Here is a 26,837-nt window from a genome sequence, read left to right on the forward strand (position 1 = left end):
GCTACTCCGCGCCGTCGCGGTCCGGGTGCAACTGGCGGGCCAGCTTGTCCACCGCGTCCGGTACCCGCGGCCCCAGGACGGCCGAGGAGAGCGGCAGCACGGCGAAGCGCTTGTGCTCGATGGCCGGCACGTCGGCCAGCGCCGGGTCGTTCAGCAGCCGCTTCTTCTTCTGGGCGACGGTCGTGCCGCCGTAGTCGTAGATCACCACGACCTCGGGCTTGCGCTGCACGACCTTCTCCCAGGAGACGTCGGCGAAGTTCTTGTCGACATCCGCGAAGACGTTGCGGCCACCGGCCCGGCGCAGGATCTCGTTGCCGATGCCCGTACCTCCCGCCGTGAAGGCGGCGCTCTCACCGCTGTCGTAGACGAACACCGGAGTGCGCTCGACGCCCTTCAGCCGCTCGGCGGTGTCCGCCAGTTGCCGGTCCTGCTTCTTGATCAGTGCCTCGGCGCGGTCGGGCACGCCGAAGGTGCGGCCGAGCTCGCGGATCTCCCGGTGCAGGGTGGCGATGCCGACGTCCTTGGTACAGCTCTCCACGTTGAGGCGGGTCTTGATGCCGCTGTCCGCCAGGGCCGCGCGCTCGCGGCCCTCCGTCTTGTCGAAGGCGCTGACGTAACCGCCGTAGACGAAGTCCGGGTTGGCGGCCAGCAGCGTCTCCTTGGACGGGTACTTCTTGGCCAGCACCTTGATGTCGCGGTACGCCTTGGCGTAGCGGGGCAGGATCCGGTCGTCGAGATAGGCGGTGCCGGCCATCCGGTCCTGCAGGCCGAGCGCCAGCAGGATCTCGGTGGTGTGCTGGTTCATGGCCACAGCGCGCCGGGGCGGCCCGGTGAAGGTGGTCTTCACCCCGCAGTTGTCGACCGTGTACGGAAACCCCTTCGCAAAGCTGCCGGTCTCCGTGTCCTCGGCGCCGGCGCCGCCCGCACAGGCGGTGAGGGATATCAGCAGCAGCGAGGCGAGCGCCGCGCGGCGGGTGCGGCGCGGCGCGGCCGATCCCGGACAGGTCATGGGTGTCTCCTCAAGGCGTCGTCGTCGGCGGGCACGAGCGGCACCCCGTGCACCTCGCCACGGTCGGGGGCACGGGGTGCGGCCCCGTGGGGCGGGTGCGGTCCCGCTGCCGGGGACGACTGCCTCGTCACCGTGTTCCGGCCTCACTTGGCGAGCCCGGGCGCACGCGGAGGGCGTGCTGCCTTCTCGGGCGCGGGGCAGCCCTCGGTCGGCTGCGGCACTTCCGGGTGCTGCCGGGGGCGGCCGGGCGCCGCTCCCTCGCCGGACGCCTCGGTCGCGGAGGCCGCGCCGCAGTGGGCGGTGCCCAGGACGAGCGCCGGGGCGAGGCCCGGCACAGGTGCGTGGATACGGCGCGGTCGGCGCATGGCCAGCTGATCCTTCTCCGTCGTAAGGCCCAGTCGCGGGGCCCGGCGTGCCACCACGCCCGGGGCTGTCCGGGCGCGGGTGCCAGCAGGTCTTCGGGCTCGGGACTGTGGGAGCGTGCGCCTTCCCAGGGAGGAGGTCCCCAGTGGCCTCGTGCACGCCCCAGTCCCATACCGCTGCGCGTCAGCTCCGGATTCACACCGGATTCCCTGACCCGTTCAAGGGTTTGACTGGCGGCTGCAACGTACCACGCGGGCGGCAGACGGCAGGAACGGGGGAGAGGTGACAAAAGGGACCCCGGGGCTTTGCCCGGCCCCGGGGTCCTGGGTGCCGTTCGTTCGCACGTCCAAGCGGTTCATGGGCGGATCGTTCGGCGATGTCCTCGCGTGGAGCCACTCCACCACGGCGGCATGTGGAACCGCCGGCCGGGTTCGAACCGGCGTCTCGAGGTCGTCACCGCCCCGGTTGCCGGACGATGAACGGCGATGCTGAGCGTGGAGCGAGAGGTTGAGTTTGACCGGCACCCTGGCTCTGGCAGGGCCGCCGGGGGTTCACACATCAGCTTCAGCTTCAGCTTTGCGCTCCTGGCGCACCCCGGGCCGAAGTCGTCGAAACCCCGGCCCGGGGAGTCTTCGGTTGTTGTGCCGGCGTCGGCATCGGCATCGGCGCCTTCGCGCCTCAGGCGAACAGGTAGCCGAAGACGGCGTCCCCGATGCGCTGGTCGCTCACCTCGGTCCCGTTGGCCTCCTCGCGGGCGAACTTCACCGCCGCGGCCAGTTTGTCCAGCCGCTCCAGCAGTTCGTTGATCCGCCGGGCGGGCAGGGCGCCGGAGTACTTGACGGTGGTCCAGTAACCGACCGGGATGTCCTCGTAGTACACCTCGACCTGGGCCGGGTGCTTCTCCGTGGCCTCCGCCTTCACATGGTTGCGCGGCACCTTCTTGGTGCGGACGGTGCGGACCTGCTCGGTCTTCCACCAGTCCGTGGAGGGGTCCTTCTCCCACGCCTCGGCGCCGTCCAGCACCGGCAGCTTCCGCAGGAACGAGCCGAGCTCGCCCAACTGCTTCTCCAGGAACAGCAGATAGGAGACCGGCACCTGGGACAGGACCGTGTGCCCGTCGACGACGACATCCGCGCGAGCCGTGAGGTTCGCCCAGTCCTTCGTCGCCGTCACATCGAACAGCCGGGTCAGGATCTTCGCCGTTTCCTTCAGCACATCCTCGGCCTTGACCTGGACCCGCGTCGACTCCGGCGGAAGCTGCTCGCCCTCTTCGTCCTTGGGCTGGTACGTACGCGAGATCCCGGCCAGCATCTGCGGCTTCGCCAGCCCGTGCTGCGCCTGCGCCAGGTCCTGGGCCACCTTGGACTTGACGCCCTTCTCCACTGCGATGATCTGATTCAGCTTCGCCACGATCGCGAACCTAGCAGTCCAACATCGCCCCGCACCACGGATTTTGTTCGACAGCTCGGTAACAGGGCGGGTCCCACGTCCGGGTGAAAAAGGATGCTCATCGCTCCGCCCCGGGTAGGCAAAGGCAGCACCGATTCGACGAGCTGTGGGGATACCAAGACGTTGTCGCAACCCTTCGAACTGCCCGACTTCTACGTGCCCTACCCCGCCCGTCTCAACCCGCACGTCGACCAGGCGCGGGCCCATTCCCGGGAGTGGGCACGGCAGATGGGGATGCTGGAGGGGTCCGGGGTCTGGGAGACCGCCGACCTGGACGCGCACGACTACGCGCTGCTGTGCGCCTACACCCACCCCGACGCCACCGCCGAGGACCTGGAGCTGGTCACCGACTGGTACGTGTGGGTCTTCTTCTTCGACGACCACTTCCTGGAGATGTTCAAGCGCACCCAGGACCGGGCGGGCGGCAAGGCGTATCTGGACCGACTGCCGCTGTTCATGCCGCTGGCCGACTCCGCGACCGTCCCCCCGCCCACCAACCCCGTCGAGGCGGGGCTGGCCGACCTGTGGGCCAGGACGGTCCCCTCGATGTCGGCCGACTGGCGCGCGCGGTTCGCCGTCAGCACCGAGAACCTGCTCAACGAGTCGCTGTGGGAGCTGTCCAACATCAACATCGGGCGGGTGCCGAACCCGGTCGAGTACATCGAGATGCGGCGCAAGGTCGGCGGTGCGCCGTGGTCGGCCGGGCTGGTGGAGTTCGCGGCACACGCCGAGGTGCCCGCGTCCGTGGCCGGCTCCCGTCCGCTGTGCGTACTGCGCGACACCTTCTCCGACGCGGTCCATCTGCGCAACGACCTGTTCTCCTACGAGCGGGAGACGCGGGAGGAGGGCGAGCTGTCCAACGGCGTGCTCGTCCTGGAGACGTTCCTGGAGTGCACCACCCAGGAGGCCGCCGACGCCGTCAACGATCTGCTCACCTCCCGCCTCCAGCAGTTCGAGCACACCGCACTGGCCGAAGTGCCCGCGCTCTGCGTCGAGGAGGGCCTGGATCCGGCCGCCTGCGCCGATATCGCCGCCTATGCCAAGGGGCTGCAGGACTGGCAGTCCGGTGGTCACGAGTGGCACATGCGCTCCAGCCGCTACATGAACGGCGGGGGAGCCGACGCGGCCGGACCGGTGCGGCTGCCGTTCGTCCCGGCCGGTATCGGCACCTCGGCCGCCGAGGTGCTGCGCCCGCACACCCGGGCGCAGGTGCGGCGTACCCGCTCCTTCAGCCATGTACCGCACGAGCGCACCGGGCCCTCGCTGCTGCCCGACTTCGAGATGCCCTTCGAGCACCGGCTCAGTCCGCACCTGGGCGGCGCCCGGGAGCGGGTGGTCGAGTGGGCGCGTGCGATGGGGCTGCTGGAGCCGCAGCCGGACGTGCCCGGCGGGCGGGTGTGGGACGAGGAGCTGATGCGGGACAACGATCTGCCGCTGTGCGCCGCCGGTCTGCACCCGGACGCGACGGCCGACGAACTCGATCTGGCCTCCGCCTGGCTGGCCTGGGGCACCTGGGGCGACGACTACTATCCGGTCCGCTTCGGCCGCACCCGCGATCTGGCGGGTGCCAAGGCGTGCACCCGGCGGCTGTCGTTGTTCATGCCCGTCGACGGCGAACCACCCCCGCCGCCGACGAGTCCGCTGGAGCGCTCACTGGCCGATCTGTGGGTGCGGACGGCCGGTCCGATGAGCCCGGCCAAGCGCCGCCGTTTCCGTACCGCCATCGAGGTCATGGCCGACAGCTGGCTGTGGGAGCTGGACAACCAGGCGCAGAACCGCATCCCGGATCCGGTCGACTACGTGGAGATGCGCCGGCGGACCTTCGGCTCGGATCTGACCATGAGTCTGTGCAGGCTCGCCCAACCGGACACCATCCCGGAGGAGATCTACCGCAGCGGTCCGATGAAGTCGCTGGAGAACGCCGCCGCCGACTACGCCTGTCTGCTCAACGACGTCTTCTCCTACCAGAAGGAGATCGAGTTCGAGGGCGAGATCCACAACGGGCTGCTGGTCGTCCGGGACTTCTTCGACTGCGACTACCCCACGGCGCTGCGTATCGTCGACGATCTGATGAAGTCCCGGATGCGGCAGTTCCAGCACGTGGCCGCGCACGAGTTCCCGGTGCTCTACGACGACTTCGCGCTGGACGAGGCGGGCCGCGCCGCGCTGGACGGCTATGTGCGGGAGTTGGAGAACTGGATGGCGGGCATTCTGGTGTGGCACCGCGACTGCCGCCGCTACACGGAGGCAGATCTGCGCCGCCACTTCCTGCCTACCTGGCCGTTCGACGGGCCGAAGGGGTTGGGGACGTCGGCTGCCCGGCCGGTGCCGAGGTAGCCACGGTGCGCGTCCGCGGGGGTCGGGGTGTCCGGCCGCCGGAGCGGGAGACCGCCACCCCCGCCAGGCACAGCAGACCTCCTGCCAGGGTGAGCCAGCCGGGCACCTCGTCCAGGAAGAGCCAGGACATCAGCACGACGAGGAAGGGGACGACGTACGTTGTGGAGCCCATCCGTCCCGCGGTGGTGCGGGAGAGGGCGTAGGCCCAGGTGGAGAAGGCCAGCGCGGTGGGGAAGACGCCCAGATAGACGGTGTTGAGGGTGGCCGACAGCGGTGCGTCGGCCACCTGGGAGGCCAGCTGCCCGGAGAAGGGCAGGCAGGCCACGAAGCCGGTCAGGCAGCCGAAAGTGGTGACCTGGAGCGGCGAGGCGTGGCGCAGCGCCGGCTTCTGGCTGACGACTCCGACGGCGTAGGTGACGGCTGCCAGCACACACAGCGCCACCCCCAGGGGCGAGGAGTCGCCGCCCTCGGAGACCGACAGGCCGACCACCACGGCACCCGCGAAGGAGACCGCCATCCCGGCCAGCAGCCGGCGGGGGAAGCCCTCCTTGAGCAGCCAGCCGCCCAGCAGCGCCATCAGGATGGGCCCGATGTTGACGAGCATGGCGGCCGTGCCCGCGTCCACGAGGCGTTCACCCCAGTTGAGCGCGACCATGTAGCCGCCGAACCACAGCAGGCCCGAGGTGACGATGCCGGGCCAGGCCTCCTTGGGCGGGAGCCCCTCGCGGCGGATGAGCAGCACGGCGCACAGCACGAGGGCACCGGCCCCGAGCCGTCCCAGCGCCAGGGCGCCGGGCGCGTAGTGTTCGCCGGCGCTGCGTATGGAGACGAATGCCGAGGCCCACAGCACCACCGTGATCGCGGCTGCTGCCAGTGCCGTGGCCTCGGCGCGTCCCTTGCCTGCCGCCATGAGGGCTCCTTCAGGGTTCATCCGACCGCATATGCTGTCAGGACCGTAAAGGAGCTTTGCTCATGACGCCACTGTTTTTCCGCTGCCCCCTTTCGAGCCGCGCTACGGCAGCAGGGAGCGCACCAGGCGGCAGGTGGTGAGCGACGGCGGGTGCACGCCGATACGCTGCGCCGTCGTCCGGATGGTGCGGTTGCGGGCCTGTGCCGCTGTGTAGACCCCGGTGTCGAGCAGCGCTATGGCGATCCGCATGGCTTTGAGCCGGCGGTTGTGCGTCTCGTACCACTCGCGCGGCAGGCCGGCCGGGAGCGGTTTCTTGGGCAGCACGGGCAGCGTGGACATCTTCGGCAGGTGCTGCTGCTGGTGCTGGGCGCGGGTGGTGGGGCGGGAGTGCGAACGAGAGGTACGGGAACGGACAGCAGTCATCGACGGTCTCCTCACGACGTCGGTGCGCTTGCTGGAAACTACCCCTATTCTACCCCGCCCCACTGACAAAACCCGCTGGTCACCGGGGAGTTCGGGATCTTTGTTCGATTAAGCGGCGGTCTCTTGCGAGGCCTGTCCAGAGCTGTGCGACGACTCCTGCGGCGAGGTCTCGCCCACCTCCCGCGCATCCGGGACCGGACGCCCGAAGTCCCGCAGGATCTGCTCCGTCGCCCGCTCCGCAGAACTCAGCGCCCCGCGCGGCGTGCTGGTGTCCCGGTGCTCCCCGCAGACGTACAGTCCCGACAGCACCCGCACCGGTCGCCGCGGATCGTGCGGCGCGGGCATCGCGGGCACCGCGTCCGGGTCGTGGTAGGCGGCCAGCAGTTCCCAGCGGTCCGTCGATGTGCCGTAGACGCCCGCGAGTTGCTCGCGCGCGGCTTTGTCCAGCGCGGCGGGCGGCTCGGCCGCCCGCTCGCCCAGCACGACGGAGGTGATGAGCGTCCGGCCGGGCGCCGCGCGCGAGGGGTCCACCGCCGAGGCCACCCAGGTGTGACTGACCGGGTCGGTCTCCGCGCCGTCCCGTTCGGCGCAGACGGTGAACGACGGTCCGCTCGCACCCGCCGGGAGCGGACCCTCCAGGGTGTGGTGCAGGACGGTCACCGGGTGGAACTGCGGCACCCGCAGTCCGGGCAGCAGCGTGGCGGCCGAGCGCGCACCGGTGGCCACCAGCACCGCCTCGCACCCGAACGTGCCGTGCTCCGCGGTCTCGACGGCATGGGTGCTGACCGAGGTGACCCGTACCCCCGTACGTACCGTGCCCGGCGGCAGCGCGGCGGCCAGCAGCTCGGGCACCGTGGCCTGCCCGCCCGCCGGTACGCCCAGCCCGCCGCGTGCGAAGCCGCGCAGGGTCAGGTCGGCGACGCGGCTGGAGGTCGTCAGCGCCGGGTCCGACAGCAGCGCCGTCAGCAGCGGGCGCACCAGCGTCTCCGTCGGCCGGGAAGGCAGACCGCGGGCCGACAGCGCCTGGCAGGTGGGCAGTTCGGGCCTCGAGAGCAGACCCTGGGGCGGTACCGCGGCGAACCGGCCGAGAGAAGCGCGGAGCCGCACCAGGCCCAGCGCGTCCGACATGTCGGCGCGGCTCCGCGCGCCGGTGAGCGCACGAGCCGTGGTGAGAGCTGTCAGTGCGCCCCGCGTGCTTCCTGCGCCCCTCGTGCGCCGGTCGAGCAGGGCCGTGCGGCCTGCCCGCGCCGGGGGAGCGGTGCGCTCCGCCGCCGGGGCCGCCACGCGGTGGGTGCGGCCCTCCGAGTGCAGCAGCGCACCCGGGGTGAACGGGCGCAGCGCGAGGGTGTCCAGGGCGGGCAGCCGCGCGAACGCGTCCGCGTCCCGGTCCAGGCTGAGCACCCCGGGACTGCGGTCGAGCCGGTACCCGTCGAGGTGATCGGTGCGCAGCCGCCCCCCGACGCGCGGCGCCGCCTCCAGGACGAGGACGCGCATCCCCGCGCCGGTCAGCCGGTGTGCGGCGGCCAGCCCGGCCAGTCCCGCACCGACGATCACCACATCGGCGCTTCGGCCTCTGCCGACGGCTTCCACCTCCTCGCCGCCAGTGGCTGTTCGGGTGCCTGCTTGTGCGCTGCTGGTCAGCACGTGTCCTCCCGACGTCGACGCGCGTGCTGGTCTGATGGGGTTGGCCTTCGCTGCTGTCGCGTTGGTGCTGTGCGCGGTGAACGCGTGTGTTCCGGTGTCGCCCTGTGTCCGTCTTGGTGGGTCCGTGTGCCGCTGTGGGCTCCGGCTGTCGTCCTGATGCCCCAGCGCGCTCGGCTCATACCCGTGTTCGAGCGTTGGTGTGTGATCGCGTTCGCGGTACGTCGCGCGGGGGGCGCCCGGATGCATGCACCGGGGGTGCCGCGCCTGCGGGACGGCCACCGGGTCCCGGCGGCGGAGGTCCGGTGGAGGTCCGGTGGAGGCCCGGTGGCCCGTCCGGGGCCGGCGGGTCAAAGGGCGGCGCGGATGGCGTCGGTGACGGTGGGGAAGGCGAAGCGGAAGCCCGCGTCCAGCAGGCGACGGGGCAGCACCCGCTGGCTGCCCAGCACGTCCTGGGCGAACTCGCCCAGGACGACCCGCAAGGCGGGCGCGGGAACCGCGAAGGGGGCGGGGCGGCGCAGCACACGGCCCATGGCGGCGGTGACCTCCCGGTTGGTGGCCGGCTCCGGCGCGGTGAGGTTCACCGGGCCGCTCAGCGACTCGTGAGCCAGCAGGAACCGCAGCGCCGCCACATGGTCGTGCAGCGCGATGTGGCTCCAGAACTGGCGGCCGTCGCCCAGCCGCCCTCCGAGCCCCGCCTTGAAGAGGGGGAACAGCCGCCCCCACGCGCCGCCGCCGCGGGCGACGACCAGCCCGGTGCGGCCGTACACCGTGCGGATCCCGGCCTGAGGCGCCGCCCTGGCCGCGGCCTCCCAGTCCTGACACAGCTCGGTCAGGAACCCGGTACCGGGACCGGCGCTCTCGTCGACGGCCCGTTGACCGGTGTCGCCGTAGTAGCCGATCGCGGTGCCGACGATCAGAGTGCGGGGCGGGGTGTCCAGTCCGGCGAGGGCACCGGCGAGGGTGCGGGTGCCCAGCACCCTGCTGTCGCGCAGTTCGCGCTTGTAGCTCTCCGTCCAGCGGCGTTCGCCCACGCCCGCGCCCGCCAGGTGGACGACGGCCTCGCAACCGGCGAGTCCCGCCGTGTCCACCCGCCCGCCCTTCGGGTCCCACCGCACCTCGTCGGCCGCGGCGGCGGGCCGCCGTACGAGCCGCAGCACGTCGTGTCCGTCCGCCCGCAGCGAGCGGGTCAGTGCCGAGCCGATGAGTCCCGTGGAGCCGGTGACCGCGATACGCATGCGCCCATCCTGACCCATCCGCGCGAGCACGTACGCGCCCCCGTCGCTCTCGCCGTCCCCAGGGTCGCGGCAAAGGGTGAAGCGGTGCGGCCGGGGGCGAACCGGCCGGTGGGAGCAGGGCTCACTCGCCCCGGAAGCGGCTCCACAGCCGGGGCAGCCGGTCGGCCAGCGCCGCCGGGTCCTCCATGTCCAAGGAGACGCCCTCGGGCTCCGCCGGTGCCTCCGGCAGCCCCAGGTCGGGCAGGACCGTACCGGTCAGCTGTTCGTACGCCTCGTCGGCTGCGAAGCCCAGCTCCTCGCCGTCGCCGTCCAGCTCCTCGTCGAAGTCGTCCAGCAGTTCGGCCAGGGCGTCGGCGTCGTGCGCCGCGCCCTCGAAGACCTCCCGGCCCTGGCCGATCAGCCAGCAGCGGAAGGAGTCGAACGCGTCGTCGCTCGCACCGTCCAGCAGGATCCAGGCAGCGGCCCACAGGTCCCACTGGTAGGCCCGGCTGTAGCGCGACTCGAAGTGGCGGGCGAAGTACGTCACCGCGTCGGGGTCGAGCTGGGTGAGCCGCTCGACCAGCAGATCCGCCTGTTCCGGGGGGTCGCCGTCGGCCTCCTGCCGGGTGGAGTCGATCAGCTCCCAGAACTCCGTCTCGTCCATCACGCCCTCAGCATCGGGCCTGGAAGCCCACAACGCACGCGGAGTGCGCCAGATGCGGCTGTGTCGTTATGAGACATGAGCCACACGGCATTCCGTATTCGATACCCGACAGCGGTTGTCCGGTATCGCTGCCAGCGTGTCCTTCCACCGAACCGGAACAGCAGCAAGGAGGAACAGGTGCAGGAACCGAGCAGCTCCACAGGGCCGCTGGCAGGCAAGGTCGCGCTGGTCGCGGGCGCCACCCGGGGAGCGGGCCGCGCCATGGCCGTCGAACTGTGCCGCGCCGGAGCCACCGTCTACGCGACCGGCCGGACCACCCGGGCCAGGGCCAGCGAGGTCGGCCGGACGAGCGAGACCATCGAGGAGACGGCCGAACTGGCGAGCGAGGCTGGAAGGGAGAACTCGGGCAGTGCCCACGCGGTCGCTGTCGACCACCTCGACCCCGCACAGGTGCGCGACCTGATCGCCCGCATCGACCGCGAACAGGGCCGCCTCGACGTCCTCGTCAACGACCTGTGGGGCGGCGACCACCTCGTCGGATTCAGCAAGAAGCTGTGGGAGCACGATCTGGACGAGGGGCTGCGCGTGCTGCGGCTCGGCATCGACAGCCACCTGATCACCAGCAGTCACGCCCTGCCGCTGCTGATCCGGCGGCCGGGCGGACTGCTGATCGAGATCACCGACGGCACCGAGGAGTCCAACCAGGGCTACCGGGAGCCGGTCTACTACGACCTGGCCAAGGCGGCACCGCTGCGGATGGCCCGTGCGCTGGCCCAGGAGACCGACGAATACGGCACCACCGTGGTCTGTCTGACCCCGGGGTGGCTGCGCTCGGAGACCATGCTCGACACCCACTTCAAGGTGACCGAGGAGAACTGGCGCGACGGCTGCGCCACCGACCCGCACTTCGCCATCTCCGAGACCCCGGTCTTCATCGGCCGCGCCGTGGCCGCGCTCGCCGCCGACCCGGAGGTGGCCCGCTGGAACGGGCAGTCGCTCTCCAGCGGCGGTCTCGCCAAGGTCTACGGTTTCACCGACGTGGACGGCTCGGCGCCGGACGCCTGGCGTTACATCATGGACGTCCAGTTCGCGGGCAAGCCCGCCGACGTCTCCGGCTACCGCTGATCCGCGCCCCCGGACTCTTACGCGTACAGCGCCGCCGCCCGCCGTGCCGCGTCCGCGAAGCGCTGCCGCAGCGGCGGCGGCGCCAGCACCTCGCACTCCGGGCCGAGGGCGAGGAGCTGGCCGTAGCCCACCTCCTCGCTCTCCACCCGCAGCGTCACCGTCGTACGGCCCTGCTCGTCGACGGTGCCGCCCGCCAGCGCCTCGTCGGCCGCGTTCCGGTCGATGACGTGGCGCAGCCGACGGGCTCCGAGCTCCGTCAGCCGCAGCGTCACCTGCTCCCTGAGGAGGGAGCGGGCGAAGGCCGCCGCCTGCTGCGCCCAGAACGCGGCCAGCTCGAATTCGGTGTCGCGGTCGAAGCGCTCGTCGCGGACGGTGACCTCGGTGAACCGGTCGACGCGGTAGACCCTCCACCGGCTGCGGAGCGGATGCTGGGCGTCCGCCGGGACGCGGGCCGCCAGATACCACTGCCCCGCCTTCAGCACCAGGCCGTAGGGCTCCAGGTCCCGCTCCACCTCGCCGCCGCCCCGCTCGTCCCGGCGGCGGTAGCGGACGGCGGCCCTGCGGTCCGACCAGACGGCGTCGGCCAGCACGGGCAGCAGCGGCGGCGTCTCGGGCGCCTGCCACCAGCCCGGGGCATCCAGATGGAAGCGCTGCGCCGTGCTGTCGTGCACATCGCGCAGGGTGGGATCGAGCGCCGCCGAGACCTTCAGCTTCGCCGCCGAGGCCGCGTCGTCCAAGCCCAGGTCCCGCAGGGCCGAGGGCACCCCCGACAGGAACAGCGCCTCCGCCTCGGTGCGGCCCATGCCGGTCAGCCGGGTGCGGTAGCCGCCGACGAGCCGGTAGCCGCCGGCGCGGCCCCGGTCGGCGTACACCGGCACGCCCGCCTCGGAGAGCGCCTGCACATCGCGTGAGACAGTACGCTCGGAGACCTCCAGTTCGGCTGCGAGCTGAGCACCGGTCATCTCCCGCCGCGCCTGGAGCAGCAGCACCATCTTGATCAGCCGGGCTGCCCGCATGCTGAATACCCCTCCCGTGGGCCGTGGCCCGCTGTTAACGTTCCGCCCGTTATACAGCGAACTAGGAAACGGTCATGTCTCAGCAAACTCGCGAACAGCGCGAACAGTGGGGCTCGCGGGCCGGATTCCTGATGGCGGCCATCGGCTCCGCCGTCGGGTTGGGAAACATCTGGCGCTTCCCCGCGGAGGCGTACAAGAACGGTGGCGGAGCCTTTCTGCTGCCGTATCTCGTCGCTCTGCTCACCGCAGGGCTCCCGCTGCTCATCCTCGAATACACCGTCGGCAGGAAGTACCGCAAGTCACCGCCGGCCGCCTTCCGGCAGATCTCCCGCCCCGCCGAGGTCATCGGCTGGTGGCAGGTCGCGATCTGCTTCGTCATCGCCTCCTACTACGCCGTGATCGTCGCCTGGGCGGTCCGGTACGCCGGATTCTCCTTCGGCAAGGACTGGGGCAAGGACCCCGAGAAGTTCTTCGCCGGGGACTTCCTGCACGCGGGAAGCGAGCCCGGGCTGCCCAGCTCCTTCGTCGGCAACGTCTTCTGGCCCCTGCTGGCCGTATGGATCGTCGTGCTGGCCATCCTCGCGCTGGGTGTCCGCCGCGGTATCGAGCGGGCCAACAAGGTCTTCATCCCGGCCCTGGTGTTCTTCTTCCTCATCCTGGTCGTGCGCGCCGTGACACTGGACGGCGCGGCCAAGGGCCTGGACGCGCTGTTCTCCCCGGACTGGGGCGCGCTGACCGACGGCAGCGTCTGGGTCGCCGCCTACGGGCAGATCTTCTTCTCGCTCTCCATCGGCTTCGGCATCATGGTCACCTACGCCTCCTACCTGGGGCGCCGTGCCGACCTGACCGGTTCGGCGCTGGTGGCGGGCTTCGCCAACAGCTCCTTCGAGATCCTCGCCGGCATCGGCGTCTTCGCCACCCTCGGCTTCATGGCCCAGGCCAACGGCGTGGCCGTCGGTGACGTCGTCAGCGAAGGCGTGGGGCTGGCCTTCATCGCCTTCCCCGCCGTCATCTCCCAGATGCCGCTGGGCGCGGCGTTCGGCGTCATCTTCTTCGTCTCGCTGGCCATCGCCGGCCTCACCTCGCTGGTCAGCATCGTCCAGGTCGTCATCTCGGCCGTGCAGGACCGCACCGGCATGCGCCGGGTGCCCGCCGTGTGGACCGTCGGCGGGCTGGTGGCGGTCGTCTCGCTGCTCCTCTTCCCCACGGATGCGGGCCTGTCGCTGCTGGACGCGGCCGACCACTTCATCAACCAGTACGGTATCGCGCTCGCCGCGCTCGTCTTCCTGGTCATCATGGCCTGGGTGGTGCGCCGTCTGCGGCCCTTCCAGGCCCACGCCGACGAGACCTCCGCGGTGCGGCTGGGAACCTGGTGGCGGGTGTGCCTGGGGGTCATCACCCCGCTGGTGCTCGGCTGGATGATGGTCGACAGCCTGCGCAAGGAGTTCGACGAGAACTACGGCGGCTACCCCGGCTCGTTCCTGGCCTGGGCCGGCTGGGGCGTGGCGATCGGGGCCCTGCTGGTGGGCGTCCTGATCTCGCTGATCCCCTGGCGGGACGCGCCCGTCGAGGACGAGGCCGAGCGGGAGGAGGTGCGCTGATGTCCACCGGAGCCATCGTGATGATGACCGCGGCCATCCTCATCGTCTGGGGCGGCCTGGTCGCCGCCATCCTCCGCTTGCGCAAGCACCCGGCGGAGTAGCCGGCCCGCACAGCAAAGTTCCCCGCGCCCGAAGGGCGCGGGGAACTTTGCGCTCAGCCACAACACGTCGGGGCTCGGGCAACGACCCGAGCCCCGATGGCGCGTCTCCGCGTGGGCGAACCCCGCGAAGCGTAGGCGAGCGCCTAGGCGAGACCGTACTTCTCGGCGGCCCGGCGGACATCCTCCGCCTTGACCTCGCCGCGCCGTGCGAGCCGCGACAGGGCGGCCACGACGACGGACTCGGCGTCGACGCCGAAGTAGCGGCGCGCGGCCTCCCGGGTGTCGGAGAGTCCGAACCCGTCCGTCCCCAGCGACGCCCAGTCCTGCTCGACCCACTGGCTGATCTGGTCGGGAACGGCCCGCATCCAGTCGCTGACGGCCAGCACCGGGCCCGGTGCTCCCTCCAGCGCGCGGGTCACGTACGGCACCCGCTCCTCGCCGCGCAGCGCGGCCGCGTCGCACTCCATGGCCTCACGCCGCAGCTCCGTCCAGGACGGTGCCGACCACACATCGGCGGCCACGCCCCACTCCTCGGCGAGGATGCGCTGGGCCTCCAGCACCCAGTGGATCGCCGTTCCGGAGGAGAGCAGCTGGATACGGGGGGTGTCCGCGGAGGCGGCCTCCGCCTCCTTGAAGCGGTAGAGGCCCTTGAGGATGCCTTCCTCGACGCCCTCGCCCTCGGGCATGGGCGGCTGCACCTTGGTCTCGTTGTAGACCGTCAGGTAGTAGAAGACGTTCTCCTGCGCCGCCGCGTCCGGCCCGTACATCCGGCGCAGGCCCTCCTTGACGATGACGCCGACCTCGTAGGCGAACGCCGGGTCGTAGGAGATGACCGCCGGGTTGGTGGAGGCCAGCAGATGCGAGTGGCCGTCGGCGTGCTGCAGGCCCTCACCGGTCATGGTCGTACGGCCGGCCGTGGCACCGATGACGAAACCGCGGCCGAGCTGGTCGGCGAGCGCCCAGAACTGGTCGGCGGTGCGCTGGAACCCGAACATCGAGTAGAAGATGTAGAACGGGATCATCGGCTCGCCGTGCGTGGCGTACGAGGTGGCCGCCGCGGTGAAGTCCGCCAGCGAACCGGCCTCGGTGATCCCCTCGTTGAGGATCTGGCCGTCCTTGGCCTCCTTGTAGTACAGCAGCTGGTCGCGGTCGACCGGGTCGTACTGCTGGCCGAGCGGCGAGTAGATACCGGCCGACGGGAACAGCGACTCCATGCCGAACGTGCGCGCCTCGTCCGGGACGATCGGCACCCAGCGCTTGCCGGTCTCCTTGTCCCGCATCAGGTCCTTGACCAGCCGGACGAACGCCATGGTGGTGGCGATCTCCTGCGAGCCGGAGCCCTTCTTCAGCACGTCGAACGGCTTGTCGGCGGGGGAGGGCAGACCCACCGGGTGCACCTTGCGGGCCGGCGCCGGCCCGCCCAGCTCGGCGCGCCGCTCCTGCAGATAGCGCACCTCGGGCGAGTCGGGGCCCGGGTGCACGTACGGCACCAGCTCGTCGTCCAGCTTGCTGTCCGGGATGGGCAGCTCCAGCAGGTCCCGCATGGCGCGGAACTCCTTGCCGGTGAGCTTCTTCATCTGGTGGTTGGCGTTGCGGGACTCGAAGCCCGGACCCAGCGTCCAGCCCTTGACGGTCTGCGCCAGGATCACCGTGGGGGCGCCCTTGTGCTCGACGGCCGCCTTGTACGCCGCGTAGACCTTGCGCGGCTCGTGGCCGGCGCGGGAGGTCTTGAACAGCTCGGTGATCTTGTCGTCGGTCAGCAGTTTGCCGATCTCGACGAGGGCGGGGGAGGCGCCGAAGAAGTGCTCGCGGATGTAGGCCGCGTCGCGGGTGGCGTAGGTCTGGAACTGCGCGTCCGGGACCTCCCGCAGCCGGCGGGTCAGCGCGCCGGTGGTGTCCAGCGCGAACACCTCGTCCCAGGCGCTGCCCCACAGCGACTTGACGACGTTCCAGCCGGCGGCGCGGAACTGGGTCTCCAGCTCCTGCACGATCTTGAAGTTGGCGCGTACCGGGCCGTCGAGGCGCTGCAGATTGCAGTTGATGACGAAGGTGAGGTTGTCCAGCTGCTCGCGACCGGCCAGTGCGAGGGCGGCGGTCGACTCCGGCTCGTCCATCTCGCCGTCGCCGAGGAAGGCCCACACGTGCGAGGCGGAGGTGTCCTTGATGCCCCGGTGGGTCAGATAGCGGTTGAACCGCGCCTGGTAGATCGCCGAGATCGGGCCCAGGCCCATGGAGACGGTGGGGAACTCCCACAGCCACGGCAGCCGGCGCGGATGCGGGTAGGACGGCAGCCCGTCGCCGCCCGCCTCCTGGCGGAAGCGGTCGAGGTGGGCCTCGGTGAGCCGCCCGTCGAGGAAGGCACGGGCGTAGATGCCGGGGGAGGCGTGGCCCTGGACGTACAGCTGGTCGCCCGAGCTGTGGCCGCCGTCGCCCTCCTTGCCCTTGAAGAAGTGCTCGAAGCCCGTCTCGTACAGCCAGGCCGCCGAGGCGAACGTCGCTATATGGCCGCCGAGGCCCTGGCGGCTGCCGCGGGTGACCATGGCCGCCGCGTTCCAGCGGTTCCATGCGGTGATGCGGGACTCCATCGCCTCGTCGCCCGGAAAGGCGGGCTCGGCCGAGGTCGGGATGGTGTTGACGTACTCCGTCTCCAGCAGGGCCGGTACGGCCAGGCCGCTGTGCTGGGCGTGCTCCACGGTACGACGCACCAGGTACGCGGCTCGTTCGTCGCCCGCGTGTGCCGCGACGGCGTCGAGCGACTCGCGCCACTCGCCGGTCTCCTGCGGATCACGGTCCGGGAGCTGGTCCAGCTCACTCGGATACGGCGGGCGTACGGGATCGGGCATGGTGGCCACCTTCCGGACGTGTAGGCCCCTCCAAACGGGTCGGGAGGGCGGTTGTGCGGGTGGGTGTTGTGAACCCTGACGGGCAGGACAGGGGGCACCCAACGAAGGGACTGTACGCCTCTGATCGATGATCGATCAAAGGTCATGGCGAAATTGGCATTCCGTGCCGCGAAATCTGGCACCGCATGCCGGAAGCTCGCCGTCGCGCCCGGGGTCCGTTGCCGAGTGCGGGTGCTCCGCGGTTGTTGGGGGTACCTCCCGGCCGGAGGCTGGGGGAGCAGTTCCCCGCGCCCCTGTCGGGGCGCTCAGTCCCGGGGCGCCGGGGCGCAACCCAGCACGTGCTCCTTCACCAGGAGGCCGATGTTCGGGTCACATCGCTGGATCGCGGCCATAACAGCTTCATGCTCCTCCGCGTACGACTGCTGCACCGTACCCAGCCAGCGGATCGACAGCGCCGTCCACACCTCGATCCCCAGCCCCTCCCAGGTGTGCAGCAGCACGCTGTTGCCCGCGGCGCGCACCAGTTCCCGGTGGAAGGCCACGGTGTGCCGCACCTGGGCTTCGCCGTCCCCGCGCCGGTCGGCCTCGTACAGCGCCGCCACATGCGGCCGCAGCGCCGTCACATCCCCCGCCAGCCGGGGCACCGCCAGCTCCGCGGCGATCTGCTCCAGCCCGGCGCGCACCGGGTAGATCTCCTCCAGATCCGCCGCCGACAGCTCCCGCACCCGCACGCCCTTGTTCGGCGCCGACTCGATCAGCCGCAGCGTCTCCAGCTCCCGCAGCGCCTCTCGCACCGGGGTCTGGGAGACCTCCAGCTCCACCGCGATCCGCCGCTCGACGATCCGCTCCCCGGGCTTCCACCGTCCGCTGACGATCCCCTCCACAAGATGCTCGCGGATCTGCTCGCGCAGCGACTGGACGACGGGCGGGGTCATGAAGACACTCCTCGCAGCGAGGTGGTGGGGCCCCTAGACGATACGACCTGCCCCGGCACCGAGTGCCACTGCATTCGGTGAGGAATCCGTCACCGGCGCTCGACGCCCGGACGCGACGGTGCCCCCGCCACAGCTGTGGCGGGGGCACCGTTCTGCGCGGTTGCCGGGAGGCTTACAGCCCCAGCTCGCCCTCGAACTCGCCGGCCTCCAGACGGGCCTTGACGTCGTTGAGGTAGCGGGCGGCGTCGGCGCCGTCCACGAGCTGGTGGTCGTAGGACAGGGTCAGGTAGACCATGTCGCGGATCGCGATGGTCTCGCCCAGGTCCGGGTGGTTGACGACCATCGGGCGGCGCACGGTGGCACCGATGCCCAGCTCGGCGACCTGCGGGTAGTTCACGATGATGGTGTCGAACAGCGCACCGCGCGAGCCGGTGTTGCTGATCGTGAACGTGCCGCCGGACATGTCGTCCGGGCCCAGCCCGCCCTCGCGGACCTTCTTGGCCAGCTCGGCGGTCTTGCGGGCGATGCCCGCCAGGTTGAGGTTCCCGGCCTCCTTGATGACCGGGACCATCAGGCCCTTCTCCGAGTCCACCGCGATGCCGATGTTCTCGACGTCGTGGTAGGTGATGGTGCCGTCGTCGTTCAGCCGGGCGTTGACGGCCGGGTGGGCCTTCAGCGCCTCGGCCGCCGCCTGCACGAAGAACGGCATCGGCGAGAGCTTGACGCCCTCCCGCGCCGCGAAGGAGTCCTTCGCGCGGGCCCGCAGCTGCATGATGCGGGTGACGTCCACCTCGACGACCGTGGACAGCTGCGCCTGGCTGTGCAGCGCCTTCATCATGTTGTCGGCGATCAGCTTGCGGATCCGCGGCATCTTCACCGTCTGGCCGCGCAGCGGCGACGGCTCCAGCTTCGGCGACTTCGGGGCGGCGGAGGGCGCGGCAGCGGCCGGGGCCGGGGCCTGGGCCTTCTTCGCCTCGGCCGCCTCGATGACGTCCTGCTTGCGGATCCGGCCGCCCACGCCGGTGCCCCGCACCGAGGAGAGGTCCACGCCCTGCTCGGCCGCCAGCTTGCGCACCAGCGGGGTCACATAGGCGCCGTCGCTCTCCGGCGCCGGTGCCGGAGCCGGGGTCTGGGCCGGAGCGGCCGGGGCCGCGGGTGCCTGTGCCGCTGGGGGAGCGGGCTGCGCCGGAGCGGGCTGGGCGGGCGCGGCCGGCTGGGCGGGCGCCGGCTGGGCCTGTGAGGGCTCGGCGGGCGTCTGCGGCGCGGCGGGCTGCGCCGGGGCCGCCGGAGCCTGCGGGGCCTCCTGTGCGGGCTGCGGAGCCGCCTCGGCGGGCTTGCCCGGGGCGGACGGCGCCGGGGCCGCGGCGGCGGGAGCGGCACCGGCCGCACCGATGACGGCCAGCTTGGCGCCGACCTCGGCCGTCTCGTCCTCGCCGACGGTGATCTCCAGCAGGGTGCCGGCGGTCGGGGCGGGGATCTCGGTGTCGACCTTGTCGGTGGAGACCTCCAGCAGCGGCTCGTCCGCCTCGACCTCGTCACCGACCTGCTTGAGCCAGCGGGTGACGGTGCCCTCGGTGACGGACTCGCCCAGCGCGGGCAGCACCACGTCGGTGCCGGTGCCCTCGGCCGCGCCACCGCCGGAGGGGGCCGCGGCGGCGGGCTCGGGCTGGGCCGGTGCGGCCGGGGCCTCGGCCTGTGCGGGCTGCTGCGCGGCAGGCGCGGCGGCCGGCTCGGCCGCGGTCTCGGCGGCCGGTGCGGCAGCGGCCGGAGCGCCGGAGCCGTCGTCGATGACGGCCAGCTCGGCGCCGACCTCCACCGTCTCGTCCTCGGCGACCTTGATGGAGGAGATGGTCCCGGAAGCGGGCGCCGGGATCTCGGTGTCGACCTTGTCGGTGGAGACCTCGAGCAGCGGCTCGTCGGCCTCGATGTGCTCACCCTCGGCCTTCAGCCAGCGGGTGACGGTGCCCTCGGTCACGCTCTCGCCGAGCGCCGGCAGGGTTACGGAAACCGCCATGGTTTCTGTTGCTCCTTACAAAACTGTGCGGATGGGTCGCGCCCTGACTGGAACCCGGCGGTCAGTCGTGGGAGTGCAGCGGCTTGCCGGCCAGCGCCAGGTGCGCCTCGCCGAGCGCCTCGGTCTGCGTCGGGTGGGCGTGGATGAGCTGGGCCACCTCGGCCGGCAGCGCCTCCCAGTTGTAGATGAGCTGGGCCTCGGCCACCTGCTCACCCATGCGGTCACCGACCATGTGGACGCCGACCACGGCGCCGTCGCGCACCTGTACGAGCTTCACCTCGCCCGCCGTCTTCAGGATCTTGCTCTTGCCGTTGCCCGCGAGGTTGTACTTGAGCGTGACCACCTTGTCGGCACCGTACCGCTCCTTGGCCTGCTCCTCGGTGAGGCCGACCGAGGCCACCTCCGGGTTGCAGTAGGTCACGCGCGGCACACCGGCGTAGTCCACCGGCACCGGGTTGAGCCCGGCCAGCCGCTCCGCGACCAGGATGCCCTCGGCGAAGCCCACGTGGGCGAGCTGGAGGGTGGGGATCAGGTCACCGACGGCGGAGATCGTCGGAACGCTGGTGCGGCAGTACTCGTCCACCGTGACGAAACCGCGGTCCATGGCGACCCCGGCCTCCTCGTAGCCCAGGCCCTGGGAGACCGGGCCGCGGCCGATGGCGACCAGCAGCACCTCGGCCTCGAACTCCTTGCCGTCCGCCAGCGTGACCTTGACGCCGTCGCCGGTGTACTCGGCCTTGTCGAAGAAGGTGCCCAGGTTGAACTTGATGCCGCGCTTGCGGAAGGCCCGCTCCAGCAGCTTGGAGCTGTTCTCGTCCTCGGCCGGCACCAGGTGCTTGAGGCCCTCGACGACGGTGACGTCCGCGCCGAAGGACTTCCACACGGAGGCGAACTCGACGCCGATGACGCCGCCGCCCAGGATGATCGCGGACTTCGGCACCCGGTCCATGACCAGCGCGTCGTCGGAGCTGATGATCCGCTCGTGGTCGATGGTCAGACCCGGCAGCGACTTCGGCACCGAGCCGGTCGCCAGCAGGATGTGGCGGCCCTCGTAACGCCGGCCGTTGACATCGACGGAAGTGGGGGAGGACAGCCGGCCCTCGCCCTCCACATAGGTGACCTTGCGGGAGGCGACCAGCCCCTGCAGGCCCTTGTAGAGGCCGGAGATCACACCGTCCTTGTACTTGTGGACACCGGCCATGTCGATGCCCTCGAACGAGGTCTTGACGCCGAACTCGGCGCTCTCCCGGGACTGGTCGGCCACCTCGCCGGCGTGCAGCAGCGCCTTGGTGGGGATGCAGCCCCGGTGCAGGCAGGTACCGCCCAGCTTGTCCTTCTCGATGAGGGCGACATCCAGACCGAGCTGTGCGGCGCGAAGGGCAGCGGCATAACCGCCGCTACCGCCTCCGAGGATCACTAGGTCGAAAACGGTGCTGGCGTCGTTCGCCACGTCACGTCCTCCATGCATGGGTACGCCGTAGCCGGTCTCCTGCGACCGGGCGGCTTGAGGTTCGGCCGCTTTTGTCTGCTCGGCCCTTTTCATCGCTTCCGGCTTCTGTCAAGCCGTGCGGGGCCCTGTCCTGCCAGTGACCCATCTTTGCACTTGTTGCCGGAAAGCGGGGAGCGGGGTGCCTTCGGCGGTCGGTCCGAGGGGTGTGGGGCTTCGCAAGGCGAAGCCCCACCCCCCGGTCAGTCGCCCTCGACCGTGCGCTCCACGAGCCGGACCAGCGTCCGCACCGCCGAGCCCGTCCCGCCCTTGGGGGTGTAACCGAAGGGGCCGGACTCGTTGAAGGCGGGGCCCGCGATGTCCAGGTGCGCCCAGGGCGTGCCCTCGGGGACGAACTCCTTCAGGAAGAGCCCGGCCAGCAGGCCGCCGCCCATCCGCTCACCGATGTTGGCGATGTCGGCGACGGGGGAGTCGAAGCTCTTGCGCAGGTGTCCCGGCAGCGGCATCGGCCAGGCGTCCTCGCCCGCCTCCTCGGCCGCCTCGTGCAGCGCGGTACGGAACTCGTCGTCGTTCGCCATGATCCCGAAGGTGCGGTTGCCCAGGGCCAGCACCATCGCGCCGGTCAGCGTCGCCACGTCCACGATCGCGTCCGGCTCCTCCTCGCTCGCGCGGGTCAGCGCGTCCGCCAGCACCAGCCGGCCCTCGGCGTCGGTGTTGAGGACCTCCACCGTCTTGCCGTTGTACATGGTCAGCACATCACCCGGACGAGTGGCCGAGCCGGACGGCATGTTCTCGGCCAGCGCCAGCCAGCCGGTCACATTGGCCCGCAGCCCCAGCCGGGCCGCCGCGACCACGGCGGCGAAGACGGCCGCCGCGCCGCTCATGTCGCACTTCATCGTCTCGTTGTGGCCGGCCGGCTTGAGCGAGATGCCGCCCGAGTCGTAGGTGATGCCCTTGCCGACCAGCGCCAGGGACTTCTTCGCCTTCGGGTGCGACCAGCCGATGCGGACCAGCCGCGGCGGCTGGGCCGAGCCGTTGCCGACGCCCAGGATGCCGCCGTAACCCCCCTTGGCCAGCGCCTTCTCGTCCAGCACCTCGAACGTCAGACCGAAGTTCTTGGCCGCGGAGCGGGCCTCGGACGCGAAGGTCTTGGGGTCCAGCCCGTTGGCCGGGGTGTTGATCAGGTCACGCGCGCGGTGCACCTCCTCGGCGACCACCAGCGCGCGGTCCACGGCGGCCTTGTGCGCCTTGTCCCGCGGCTTGGCGCCGACCAGCGCGATCTCCGCCAGCGGCGCGGAGGCGTCCTTGGAGCTCTTGCCGTCCTGCTTGCCGCCGTCCTTGCCGCCGTTGTCCTTGCCCCGGTAGGCGGTGAAGGAGTACGCGCCCAGCAGCGCGCCCTCGGCGATCGCGGCGACCGCCTCGGCGTCCTCGACGGGCAGCGCGAACGCGGCCTTCTTGCTGCCCGCCAGCGCGCGTGCGGCGGCGCCCGCCGCACGGCGCAGCACCTCGGCGTCGTAGGGCTCCTGTCCGCCGGCCACCTCGCCCAGCCCGACCGCCACCACGAGGGGGGCCTTCACGCCGCTCGCCGGCGCCGGCAACTTGGTGACCTCGCCCTCGCCGCCGCTCGCGCCGAGCGTCTCGAGCGTCGCGGCCAGCTTTCCGCCGTACGCCTTGTCCACGGCCTCCGCGCCGGGAGCCAGGACGACGGCCGCCTTGGCCGCCCGGCCCGCCTTGCCGGAGGAACCGTTCTTCGCGACACCTACGACGACGGCGTCCGCGCGCAGCGTCGCCGCGGACGAGGAGCTGAGAGTCAGTGCAGACACGTGGGAGAGACCTTCTTCCTGGACATGGCTCCGGAGCGCGAGCTGCCTCCGGTTCGGACGCTCCGGGCATCGTATGCCCGGTCCCCTTTCTCCCGCTCCGCACATTTCCCGCACAACCTCCGGCGGGGGCGAAGTACCCGACGGGAGCGGGACGATCGCGGTACGGGCGCGGTCACGGAAGGGTGACCTGCGGGCTCACAGGGCTCACAGGACCGTCAGCGCGACGAGCGTGCAGCTTGCCGCGACCTCGGCCACCGCACCGAAGACATCCCCGGTCACACCTCCGAACCGCCGCACACACCGTCGCAACAGCGCCTCCGCGGCGCCCAGCCCGAGCACGGCACCGATCACGGAACCGGCGACGCCTGCTGCCGGTCCCGCGCAGCCGGCCAGCGCCGCACAGCAGCCCGCGACGCCCAGCACGGTGCCCAGCGCGGCGCCCCGCGGCACGGTGCCCGCGACAGCGGCCCCCAGTCCCTCGGGCCGCGCGGCGGGCACGCCCTGCCGGGAGGCGAGGGTGAGGGCACCCCGCGCCACCACGGCGGAGGCGACGGTTCCGGCGGCCCCGGTGGCCCACCCCTGGCCGTACAGCGCGGCGAGCGCGGCCACCTGCCCCAACAGGACGAACACCAGTGTCACCACGCCGAACGGCCCGATGTCGGACCGCTTCATCACCCGCAGCGCCTCCTCGGCGGGCTTGCCGCTGCCCAGCCCGTCGGCGACATCGGCGAGTCCGTCCAGGTGCAACCCCCGGGTCAGCACCGCGGGGACCGCGACGGCCGCGACCCCGGCGAGCAGTGCGGAGGCCCCGCAGGCCAGCAGTACGGCAGCCACGGCGGCGGAGAGCAGCCCCACCACCAGCCCGACCACGGGCGCGCACACCATGCCCGCCCGCGCGGCGGCCCTGTCCCACCGCTCGACGCCCACCGGCAGCACGGTCAGCGTGCCGAACGCGAACCGCAGCCCCTCCACCGCGGAGGCCGGGGCGGTGTCCGCGGGCTGCGCGGGTTCCGCGGGCGAGGAGGAGTCCATGGCCGAGCAGGCTACCCGCGGCCCGTACGGCCCCGGCCGACGCCCCCGGGCGGGGTCAGGTGGCGTCCACGACTCCCGCCCCACCCGCCGGTTCCGCGTCCGCCTCGGCCTCCGGGCCCTCGCGGACCGGGAGTTCGGCCGCCAGCGCGGCCGCCGCCCGCACCAGGGGGAGGGCCAGCAGCGCTCCGGTGCCGCCACCGACCTCGACGCCCTGCTCCAGCAGCGGATCGGCGGCCAGCCGGTCCAGGGCCTTGGCCTGGGCCGGTTCGCCGCCCGCCTGGCCGGCCAGCCACCAGTCCGGGGCGCGGAAGGCCACCCGCTGGCCGACCAGCGCGCACGCCGCGGACACCACGCCGTCCAGGATGACCGGTGTGTGCCGGACCGCGGACTGCAGCAGGAACCCCGTCATGGCCGTCAGATCGGCGCCGCCCACCGTCGCCAGCAGCTCCAGCTGGTCGCCGAGGACGGGCCGGGCCCGGCGCAGACCATCCCGGATGGCGGCGCACTTGCGCATCCACGTCAGGTCGTCGATGCCGCCTCCGCCGCGTCCGGTGACCACCGAGGCGTCCGTGCCGCACAGCGCGGCGACCAGAATCCCGGCCGCAGTGGTGCCGCCGACGCTCAGATCGCCGAGCACCACCAGGTCGGTGCCGGCGTCGGCCTCCTCGTCGGCGACGGCCATGCCCGCGCGGAACGCCGCTTCGGCCTCCTCGGGGGTCAGCGTGTCCTCGATGTCCAGCCGCCCGGACGAGCGGCGCACCCGGTGCCGTGTCACCTCGGCGGGGAGTTCGCCCGGGTCGCAGTCGAGCGCCATGTCGACCACGCGCACCGGTACGTCGAAGCGCCGCGCCAGTACGGCAGCGGGGGAGGCGCCGTCCAGCAGCTCGCGGACGAGCTCCTTGGCGGTGCCCGCCGGCCGGGTGGAGACGCCGAGTTCGGCGACGCCGTGGTCACCGGCGAAGACCACCAGGCGCGGGTCGGTGATCGGCCGCACCGGCACCCGGGCCTGTGCGGAGCCGAGCCACTCGCCGACGTCCTCCAGCCGTCCCAGGGCCCGCGGGGGCAGCCCGGTCAGCGCCCGCCGTTCTTCGGCTTCCCGGCGCAGACCGCCGTGCGGTCGCTCGATGAGGTCGGAGAAGTCGTCCAGATCCAGGCTGCGGTCGCTCATGCTCGCTGAGCGTACGTCAGTGCCATGCGCCTGGGTTGGGCGCCTTGCTGGAGAGGGGTTGCCCCTTGCCGTGCGTTGCAGGCTGCGGGTTGTTTCCGGCTGGTCGCGCAGTTCCCCGCGTCCCTTGTTGGCCGCCCCCGCAAGCTTGGGCAGTCCGCTCCCTGTCACCGCAGTGGCAGCGCCACGCCCGCGACCGTCAGCAGTACATGCTCGCACTCCGCAGCGAACGCCGCGTTGAGTCTGCCCAGTTCGTCCCGGAACCGCCGTCCGGCCGGGGTCGCGGGCACCACGCCCGACCCCACCTCGTTGCTGACGGCCACCAGCTGCCGCGGCGTGTGCCGTACGGCCTCCACCAGCGTCCGTACCCGGGTGGCCAGCTCGGCGGCACCGCCCCGTTCCCACCGGGTGTCGTCCCACGCCCCCACCTCGTCCATGGTGTGGGTGAGCCACAGTGCCAGGCAGTCGATCAGCAGTGGTGGCCCGTCCCGCTCCAGCAGCGGCACCAGGTCACAGGTCTCCTCGGTACGCCAGGAGGCGGGCCGCCGCTCGCGGTGCCGGGCCACCCGGGCGGCCCACTCCGCATCCCCGTCGCGGCTGCCGCCGGTGGCCACGTACACCACCCCGGGGAACGCGGCCAGCCGCCGCTCGGCCTCCACCGACTTGCCCGAGCGCGCCCCGCCCAGCACCAGCGTCCGGCGCGGGAGCTGCGAGACGTCCACCCCGCCGTGGAACTCGCCGACGGTCAGTGACGTACCGTCCGGCACCGCCCGCGCGCCGGCCGCGGCCAGCCGCCGGTGCAGTTCCGGGCCCGGCGGCAGGTCGTGCCCCAGATGGACGGCGAGCACGTCCGTGGCCGCCCCCACCAGTCCCGCCTCCCGCAGCCGGGCCAGCGCGTCGGGGCGCCGGCCCACGTCCAGCAGCACCACGTCGTACGGGCCGCCGGGCCCCGTCCCGCTGCCGGTCCCGGCGAGAGCGGCACCGGGTGGCAGATACAGCAGCCGCTCCCCGTCCGGCCCGGTCACCAGGTAGCCGGTGCCCGGGGAGTCCAGCGCCAGCGCCCGCACCCGGTGCCCGCTGATCAGTGCCAGCTCCTGCCGGTCCGGCACCCGCACGGGCGCCGGCAGCCCGGCGGGCACCTCCAGCGCGGGCCCGTCGTGCGGATGGGACAGCAGTACCTGCCGTACGCCGCTGAGCGACCGGCCGGCCCGCGCGGCGGCGAAGGCGGGCCCGGGCGTCAGGTCGAGCAGCAGGGTGCTGTCCACCAGGAGTGCCGTCGCGGCCCGTGCCTCGTGGCCGACGGCGGCGGCGCAGCGGGCGCAGGGGCAGTCGGAGCGGGGGAGACCGGCGGGCTCGCCGGTGCCGAGCAGAGTCAGTTCCACCCTCTGATCGTCTCGTGACCTGCCGCCGCGCGCGCACAGGGGACTACGCTTCCGGGAGCAACCGGCGATCTTACGGAGGCACTGATGGCGTGGACGTGGCGGTTCGAGAAGGCCGACGGTACGGAGACGGAGCCGGCCGTGCAGCCCGAGGAGTTCTCCACCCAGTCGGATGCCGAGTCGTGGATCGGGGAGGTGTGGCGGGAGCTGCTGGAGGGCGGAACCGATCAGGTGACCCTCCAGGAGGACGGCACCACCGTCTACGGCCCGATGAGTCTGCACGCCGCCACGGAGGCGGACTCCGGCGGCACCGCCGCCGGGTGAGCCGGCTTCCCGCCGCGGG

22 protein-coding genes, 1 tRNA gene and 1 riboswitch are annotated in these 26,837 nt (G+C 72.0%); of the genes, 5 read left to right on the forward strand and 18 right to left on the reverse strand.

The window, feature by feature from the left end; translation table 11 throughout:
* Position 1: 1 nt before the first annotated feature.
* The 4 genes from JW613_RS27600 to JW613_RS27615 form a co-directional block, all read right to left on the reverse strand.
* Positions 2–1,009, reverse strand: a complete 1,008-nt coding sequence (locus JW613_RS27600; RefSeq protein WP_209213588.1) for an ABC transporter substrate-binding protein — start codon at positions 1,007–1,009, stop codon at positions 2–4.
* 143 nt (positions 1,010–1,152) lie between these two features.
* Positions 1,153–1,374: a hypothetical protein gene (locus tag JW613_RS27605; protein ID WP_209213589.1), complete on the reverse strand. Its 222-nt coding sequence runs from the start codon at positions 1,372–1,374 to the stop codon at positions 1,153–1,155.
* A 67-nt stretch (positions 1,375–1,441) separates the two neighbouring features.
* A riboswitch (cobalamin riboswitch) is annotated at positions 1,442–1,622 on the reverse strand.
* Positions 1,623–1,785: 163 nt separating this feature from the next.
* Positions 1,786–1,859: transfer RNA gene (locus JW613_RS27610), tRNA-OTHER, on the reverse strand.
* Between the two features lie 191 nt (positions 1,860–2,050).
* Positions 2,051–2,782, reverse strand: coding sequence for a DUF7873 family protein (locus tag JW613_RS27615; protein WP_209213590.1), 732 nt, complete (start codon positions 2,780–2,782; stop codon positions 2,051–2,053).
* 162 nt (positions 2,783–2,944) lie between these two features.
* Here JW613_RS27615 and JW613_RS27620 point away from each other — a divergent pair, with 162 nt between their 5' ends.
* A complete protein-coding gene (locus tag JW613_RS27620) occupies positions 2,945–5,158 on the forward strand; it encodes a terpene synthase family protein (protein ID WP_209213591.1) in 2,214 nt (737 codons plus the stop codon).
* Here JW613_RS27620 and JW613_RS27625 read toward each other — a convergent pair.
* The 5 genes from JW613_RS27625 to JW613_RS27645 form a co-directional block, all read right to left on the reverse strand.
* Positions 5,094–6,068 (reverse strand): DMT family transporter, encoded by a 975-nt coding sequence (locus JW613_RS27625; protein ID WP_209213592.1) that lies wholly within the window; start codon positions 6,066–6,068, stop codon positions 5,094–5,096. The two genes, JW613_RS27620 and JW613_RS27625, sit on opposite strands and share 65 nt — an antisense overlap.
* 102 nt (positions 6,069–6,170) lie before the next feature.
* Entirely contained in the window at positions 6,171–6,407 is a 237-nt protein-coding gene (locus JW613_RS27630; RefSeq protein WP_209213625.1) for a hypothetical protein, read from the reverse strand.
* A gap of 192 nt (positions 6,408–6,599) precedes the next feature.
* Complete coding sequence (locus tag JW613_RS27635) at positions 6,600–8,135, reverse strand: FAD-dependent oxidoreductase (protein WP_209213593.1); 1,536 nt, start codon at positions 8,133–8,135, stop codon at positions 6,600–6,602.
* 347 nt (positions 8,136–8,482) lie between these two features.
* A complete protein-coding gene (locus JW613_RS27640; protein ID WP_209213594.1) occupies positions 8,483–9,370 on the reverse strand; it encodes a TIGR01777 family oxidoreductase in 888 nt (295 codons plus the stop codon).
* Positions 9,371–9,491: 121 nt separating this feature from the next.
* Positions 9,492–10,013: a DUF4240 domain-containing protein gene (locus JW613_RS27645; protein ID WP_180289898.1), complete on the reverse strand. Its 522-nt coding sequence runs from the start codon at positions 10,011–10,013 to the stop codon at positions 9,492–9,494.
* Positions 10,014–10,190: 177 nt separating this feature from the next.
* Between JW613_RS27645 and JW613_RS27650 the strand changes: the two genes are divergently transcribed.
* Positions 10,191–11,138 carry an SDR family oxidoreductase gene (locus JW613_RS27650; RefSeq protein ID WP_307866060.1) on the forward strand — a complete coding sequence of 316 codons (948 nt, stop codon included), beginning with the start codon at positions 10,191–10,193 and terminating at the stop codon, positions 11,136–11,138.
* A 17-nt stretch (positions 11,139–11,155) separates the two neighbouring features.
* On the opposite strand, the gene JW613_RS27655 is transcribed toward JW613_RS27650, so the two are convergent.
* Positions 11,156–12,154, reverse strand: a complete 999-nt coding sequence (locus JW613_RS27655; protein WP_209213596.1) for a helix-turn-helix transcriptional regulator — start codon at positions 12,152–12,154, stop codon at positions 11,156–11,158.
* Between the two features lie 74 nt (positions 12,155–12,228).
* On the opposite strand from JW613_RS27655, the gene JW613_RS27660 reads away from it, so the two are divergent.
* Positions 12,229–13,755 (forward strand): sodium-dependent transporter, encoded by a 1,527-nt coding sequence (locus JW613_RS27660; protein WP_209213597.1) that lies wholly within the window; start codon positions 12,229–12,231, stop codon positions 13,753–13,755.
* Positions 13,755–13,856, forward strand: coding sequence for a methionine/alanine import family NSS transporter small subunit (locus tag JW613_RS27665; RefSeq protein ID WP_209213598.1), 102 nt, complete (start codon positions 13,755–13,757; stop codon positions 13,854–13,856). The genes JW613_RS27660 and JW613_RS27665 overlap by 1 nt, the downstream gene beginning before the upstream one ends.
* Before the next feature lie 143 nt (positions 13,857–13,999).
* On the opposite strand, the gene aceE is transcribed toward JW613_RS27665, so the two are convergent.
* From aceE to JW613_RS27705, 8 genes are all read right to left on the reverse strand, one after another.
* Complete coding sequence (gene aceE / locus JW613_RS27670; RefSeq protein WP_209213599.1) at positions 14,000–16,699, reverse strand: pyruvate dehydrogenase (acetyl-transferring), homodimeric type; 2,700 nt, start codon at positions 16,697–16,699, stop codon at positions 14,000–14,002.
* A gap of 305 nt (positions 16,700–17,004) precedes the next feature.
* On the reverse strand, positions 17,005–17,634 hold the full coding sequence (locus JW613_RS27675) for a GntR family transcriptional regulator (RefSeq protein WP_099880061.1): 630 nt from the start codon (positions 17,632–17,634) through the stop codon (positions 17,005–17,007).
* A 172-nt stretch (positions 17,635–17,806) separates the two neighbouring features.
* A complete protein-coding gene (sucB, locus tag JW613_RS27680) occupies positions 17,807–19,648 on the reverse strand; it encodes a 2-oxoglutarate dehydrogenase, E2 component, dihydrolipoamide succinyltransferase (RefSeq protein ID WP_209213600.1) in 1,842 nt (613 codons plus the stop codon).
* 61 nt (positions 19,649–19,709) lie between these two features.
* Positions 19,710–21,098 (reverse strand): dihydrolipoyl dehydrogenase, encoded by a 1,389-nt coding sequence (gene lpdA / locus JW613_RS27685; protein WP_180289617.1) that lies wholly within the window; start codon positions 21,096–21,098, stop codon positions 19,710–19,712.
* A 239-nt stretch (positions 21,099–21,337) separates the two neighbouring features.
* Positions 21,338–22,918, reverse strand: a complete 1,581-nt coding sequence (locus JW613_RS27690) for a leucyl aminopeptidase (RefSeq protein ID WP_209213601.1) — start codon at positions 22,916–22,918, stop codon at positions 21,338–21,340.
* 204 nt (positions 22,919–23,122) lie between these two features.
* Positions 23,123–23,950 carry an adenosylcobinamide-GDP ribazoletransferase gene (locus JW613_RS27695; RefSeq protein ID WP_209213602.1) on the reverse strand — a complete coding sequence of 276 codons (828 nt, stop codon included), beginning with the start codon at positions 23,948–23,950 and terminating at the stop codon, positions 23,123–23,125.
* Positions 23,951–24,005: 55 nt separating this feature from the next.
* Positions 24,006–25,118, reverse strand: coding sequence for a nicotinate-nucleotide--dimethylbenzimidazole phosphoribosyltransferase (locus tag JW613_RS27700; protein ID WP_209213603.1), 1,113 nt, complete (start codon positions 25,116–25,118; stop codon positions 24,006–24,008).
* A 164-nt stretch (positions 25,119–25,282) separates the two neighbouring features.
* Complete coding sequence (locus JW613_RS27705; RefSeq protein WP_209213604.1) at positions 25,283–26,497, reverse strand: bifunctional adenosylcobinamide kinase/adenosylcobinamide-phosphate guanylyltransferase; 1,215 nt, start codon at positions 26,495–26,497, stop codon at positions 25,283–25,285.
* A gap of 84 nt (positions 26,498–26,581) precedes the next feature.
* On the opposite strand from JW613_RS27705, the gene JW613_RS27710 reads away from it, so the two are divergent.
* A complete protein-coding gene (locus tag JW613_RS27710) occupies positions 26,582–26,818 on the forward strand; it encodes a hypothetical protein (protein ID WP_209213605.1) in 237 nt (78 codons plus the stop codon).
* The last annotated feature ends 19 nt before the right edge of the window (positions 26,819–26,837 follow it).

The organism is Streptomyces smyrnaeus (assembly GCF_017676345.1).
Classification (GTDB): Bacteria; Actinomycetota; Actinomycetes; order Streptomycetales; family Streptomycetaceae; genus Streptomyces; species Streptomyces smyrnaeus.

Bases quoted from the DNA above. Each gene is read 5' to 3' on its own strand.
- JW613_RS27710 (WP_209213605.1), top strand. From the start codon at position 26,582: ATGGCGTGGACGTGGCGGTTCGAGAAGGCCGACGGTACGGAGACGGAG.
- JW613_RS27630 (WP_209213625.1), bottom strand. From the start codon at position 6,407: ATGTCCACGCTGCCCGTGCTGCCCAAGAAACCGCTCCCGGCCGGCCTG.
- JW613_RS27695 (WP_209213602.1), bottom strand. From the start codon at position 23,950: ATGGACTCCTCCTCGCCCGCGGAACCCGCGCAGCCCGCGGACACCGCC.
- JW613_RS27660 (WP_209213597.1), top strand. From the start codon at position 12,229: ATGTCTCAGCAAACTCGCGAACAGCGCGAACAGTGGGGCTCGCGGGCC.
- JW613_RS27700 (WP_209213603.1), bottom strand. From the start codon at position 25,118: ATGAGCGACCGCAGCCTGGATCTGGACGACTTCTCCGACCTCATCGAG.
- JW613_RS27675 (WP_099880061.1), bottom strand. From the start codon at position 17,634: ATGACCCCGCCCGTCGTCCAGTCGCTGCGCGAGCAGATCCGCGAGCAT.
- aceE (WP_209213599.1), bottom strand. From the start codon at position 16,699: ATGCCCGATCCCGTACGCCCGCCGTATCCGAGTGAGCTGGACCAGCTC.
- JW613_RS27665 (WP_209213598.1), top strand. From the start codon at position 13,755: ATGTCCACCGGAGCCATCGTGATGATGACCGCGGCCATCCTCATCGTC.
- JW613_RS27605 (WP_209213589.1), bottom strand. From the start codon at position 1,374: ATGCGCCGACCGCGCCGTATCCACGCACCTGTGCCGGGCCTCGCCCCG.
- JW613_RS27655 (WP_209213596.1), bottom strand. From the start codon at position 12,154: ATGCGGGCAGCCCGGCTGATCAAGATGGTGCTGCTGCTCCAGGCGCGG.
- JW613_RS27645 (WP_180289898.1), bottom strand. From the start codon at position 10,013: ATGGACGAGACGGAGTTCTGGGAGCTGATCGACTCCACCCGGCAGGAG.
- JW613_RS27600 (WP_209213588.1), bottom strand. From the start codon at position 1,009: ATGACCTGTCCGGGATCGGCCGCGCCGCGCCGCACCCGCCGCGCGGCG.
- JW613_RS27640 (WP_209213594.1), bottom strand. From the start codon at position 9,370: ATGCGTATCGCGGTCACCGGCTCCACGGGACTCATCGGCTCGGCACTG.
- sucB (WP_209213600.1), bottom strand. From the start codon at position 19,648: ATGGCGGTTTCCGTAACCCTGCCGGCGCTCGGCGAGAGCGTGACCGAG.
- JW613_RS27625 (WP_209213592.1), bottom strand. From the start codon at position 6,068: ATGGCGGCAGGCAAGGGACGCGCCGAGGCCACGGCACTGGCAGCAGCC.